This is a genomic window from Amycolatopsis pithecellobii (assembly GCF_009707865.1).
Lineage (GTDB): Bacteria > Actinomycetota > Actinomycetes > Mycobacteriales > Pseudonocardiaceae > Amycolatopsis_E > Amycolatopsis_E pithecellobii.
In genome coordinates this window covers 1-3991 of the sequence record NZ_WMBA01000129.1, presented here as the reverse complement: position 1 = coordinate 3991, position 3991 = coordinate 1, and the positions used below count along the sequence as shown (strand labels likewise).

The 3991-nt window shown below is 61.9% G+C and carries 2 protein-coding genes; both read left to right on the top strand.

Annotated elements, in window-relative coordinates; all coding sequences use genetic code 11:
- A partial coding sequence (locus tag GKO32_RS37650) for a phthiocerol/phthiodiolone dimycocerosyl transferase family protein (protein WP_154761684.1) occupies positions 1-888 on the top strand: 888 nt, incomplete at its 5' end.
- A gap of 2003 nt (positions 889-2891) precedes the next feature.
- The gene (locus GKO32_RS37645) at positions 2892-3818 is read left to right on the top strand and encodes an HpcH/HpaI aldolase/citrate lyase family protein (RefSeq protein ID WP_208024666.1); all 927 of its coding nucleotides are present in this window, start codon (positions 2892-2894) and stop codon (positions 3816-3818) included.
- Positions 3819-3991: the final 173 nt, after the last annotated feature.

Below are 3991 nucleotides of genomic sequence, written 5' to 3'. Positions count from 1 at the left end.
CGCGCCAACCACGCGACCCTGGACGGCCGGCACCTCACCGCAGTTTTCACCGAACTATGGGAAATCTACACCCAACTGGTCAACGGAGTGCCGGTAACCGCAGAACCCGGCACACTCCCCGAATCAAACCACGCGTTGATGCGCGACAGGTTCAACGGAATGATCGGCATCTCACCCGCGAAACCGGATGACTTCGGCGAGCTGCCCGACTACACCATATTCCAGCACGTCATCGAGCTTGACCAGCGACAGAGCTCCATCGTTCTCCGAGCGGCACGCGGGAGGGGCCTGACGGTCCACGCGCTGCTGTGCAGCATCGTCATCGAGACCCAACTGTCGACCCTGGTCGACACCTCTGAGTCGGTGACGTGCACCTGCTGGTCACCCGTTGACCTCCGCAACCGAGTGACACCCCCGGTCGGAGCAACCGAGACCACCAACTTCCTTGCCATGCACCGAACCGACATCACCTACACTTCATCAACACCCTGGTACGAAATCGGACTCAAACTACAGAAGGACCTCAAAGCGGCCCTGAACGACAAACGGCTCGGCCTCTCGGGTGGGACGCTCACGGTCGACTCCGCCATCGATCGAGCGCCTGCGAACGGCCGGAGCCTCGATCCGCATCTTGGCGCAGTCAGCGTCAGCAACTATGGCACCTTACCAACCCTTCCCACCCCGGGTGACATGCGCATCACTAAGTTCCATTCAATCGCAGATCGTCTCGGAACTCCTTATCCGAACTTTTCGGCGTTCACGATGGATGGCTCATTGAGCGTTATCAGCCGTTATCGATCGGACCACTATACGCAGGACGAGGTCAAACTTTTGGTGAAGAACACCACTGCGCGCCTCCTCGACGATTCGAAGCTACTTGCCCCATAACCTCGTCTCGACCGCCACCCGACCCTGTGCCACCAAGCAACGAGCCGCTTGGCAATGACGTTTCGCGTTCAGTCCGAAGTGGCCGGCCATCTCGTGGCGCAGCTACTCGCGGATCGCGGCCACGTCGGCGCCCGCGCGCAGACGAGACAACAGTGGCCAGATCGGCAATCGTGGGCTGATTCAAGTGATTGTTGCTTCGGTTGGCTGATGATCACGACATTGCGCCGCGGAAGACATCGGTAGGCATGCGCCAGTGACGCGTCGTTCTCGTTGGGGCCGCGTTGGTAGGAAATGCTCAGCTGAGCGAAGACATTCCCTCGCGCAGCAGCAGCGCAGTCTGGGCGTGGCAGACCAGTGCTGGGCCCTGATCCTATGTCAGTGTCAGCCGCAGCGATTCGGGCAGATCGCCGAGCACGCTGATCAACGCCTCCCGCACGGCCTCGGCGCTGCGGTGCGTCGGCAGATGCATAGCAGGTAGCGGGCTACCGGAGCATTCAGTGTGCCGATCGCGGAGTGACCCAAAGATGCCGACAAACAGGTCGCTCTCTCGGTCTCCGCACCGGGATCGTCGAGCACTACGGCCGAGCGCTGCTCGATCAACACGGTGGGCGAGGAACCGCGCTTGCACGCACGGGCCCTGCGGTGACGGCTGCGCAGCGGCCGGCCTGTGCGCAGCCGTCGGTGGCTTCCCGCTCAGCCCACCTTTGTATTGGTAGAGCGCCTGATAGATCGTTTCGTGGCACACATACCGGCGAGGTCGGTTCGGGAAGATGATCCTCAAGTGGGCAGGGATCTGCTCCAGGCTCCAGCCCGGGCTTGGCCTGCACCTCAGCGGGCAGGGGGGATCGACCAGTAACCGTGACCGACGTGGCTGCCGGGCATGGGCGCGACCCAAGTCGCCGCCTTGGCCGCCCGCGGTCATGTTCCAGCGACGCTGCCGACTTGCCGTGGGCGGTGCGGGCCCGATCGCCCACGCGATCTCACGCCTGCCCAGGTTCCGATGGCGCAATGTAGCGATCCGCTCCACTCCGACAACGACAGTAACCGGTTGGTCCGAGAATTCTGCGGCGACGCCGTGTGCGGCAGCCCGCCATTCTCCGCACGCCACCGTTAGCTACTCTTGCGGCCGATCGCTGCAGCTTGCACGCCTGCACACGGTCCACCATGGACGCCGCAGGAGCGAGTACTCCGACTCCGACTCAGTCTGCGCTTACGGCCGCGCCTCGCCATCAGCAGGTTCCGGCGTGATCAGGAGTGTCGCTGCAACCATTGGAATTCAGGAAACGTCAGGGGTCGGCCTTCCAAGATCGTCGGCACGGTTCAACGTTCGCCCCGCAAGTACCAGCCAGAAGATACATCCCGTGGTTCACAACTCCGTCGGCATCCGCGCAGCGGAAGTAACCGAGCCGGAGATCGCATCCGCGCGCCGCGCCGTCGGGCCGCCGTAGCCTTCGCCGTGTGGAACCGTCACGCGCTCACTGCCTGATGCTCAGCATCCACAACCGAGAACGCGGAATCGCTGCGATCCGGATCAACTATGCCGTTGCGGATGGCCGGCGCTTACACGGCATATTTGACGAATTTTGGCAAATCTACAGCGACATCGGCAATGATGTGGCCGCACGACTTGATGGCTCGCCCCGCCGGCATGCGTCACCCCGTCTGGTCCCGACGGGTCGACATGCTCACCCCCGTCCAAGAAGCCCATGCCGCGTGACCTACAGGAAGGCAGCAACCCGATACAGCCGACTGTTGAACCATTGCAGGCCTTGGTTCAGCTGGGTGGGAAGACTGCATCGGTTCTCGCCGCGACCGCATATGAGGATCAGACCTCGATGCATACAGACTCTCTCCGTCTCCAGGTGGCCGAAGTGATTGTGTTCCAAAAATCTGGCCGATAGCGCCCGCGGCGGGACAAGCTTTTGTCACGTCAAAGATGTCGCCGACAGAAATATTCCATGGGAGAACCGTCTGACCGACCTAGGCAGGCACGGAGGTTGAGAGTGAACTCCAACATCGAAGACGTAACCCGGGCAAAGTCGTTCTCGTTCGTGCCGGGTCATCGACTGGATCGGTTCGCCAAGGCAGTCAAAACCGGTGCAGACCAGATCGGTCTCGACTTCGAGGACGCTGTGGGCCCTGAACTGAAAACCGTTGCGCGAGAGAATGTCGATCGTTGGCTGGCGAGTGGGGGGCTAGGCATAGTTCGGATCAATGACATGGAGTCGGCATGGTATGACGAAGACGTTGCGATGCTCACCAGCCGGGTATGTGTGGTTATGCTACCTAAAATTATCGACCCGGCTCAGGTAAGTGAACTGCTTAGCAAGCTGCTCCATGGGTCGGCCGCCTTGGCGATCCTCGAGGCCGCCGTGAGTATTGCAGACGCGCGCGGGGTTTGCGGAGTCGCCGGAGTCGTGCGCGCGGTGTTCGGTAATGCCGATCTCAGTGCGGAGCTCGGTGTCGACCCGGCGAGCCGAGTGGCGTTGGATGTTGCGCGCTCCCAGATTGTTCCAGCCTCGGCCGCCTGTAGCATCGCTCCGCCGGTGGACGGGGCGACTCTCGATTTGGCTGACGAGTCGGTGTTGATTGCTGACACCTCCCACGCTGTCGAGCTAGGGTTTTCGGCCAAGGTCTGCTTACACCCGCGTCAGGTTCCGATCGTCAATTCTGCGTTCACGCCATCTGGCGGGGACCTGCGGTGGGCTGAGGGAGTCGCAGCGGCGGCTATGACCAGCAACTCTATCAAGCGGTCGACAACCAGATCGTTGGTAAGCCAATCATCGAACGTGCGAAGCGCTTGCTGGCGCAGTCACGCTGATGTACGTCGGCGCGAATTCAAAGCGCACGTTCGGAAGCGACCGACAGCCTGCGAGATCGGCCGATGGGGGTTCGACGCGAGCAGAATCGGAAGCGAGGCAAAGAGCTGATGCGTGTAACGGTCCTAAACGAACGCCGGATTCCGCCGCATTTAGGCAAGCCCACCCCGCCTGTTGGTACTCCGGTACGGGTGACGGGCGCGCAGTCGCTCGTGCGGTCGTTGGAGGCGGTCGGGGCCGAGGTGGTGTTCGGTATTCCGGGTGGCACGATTCTGCCTGCTTAT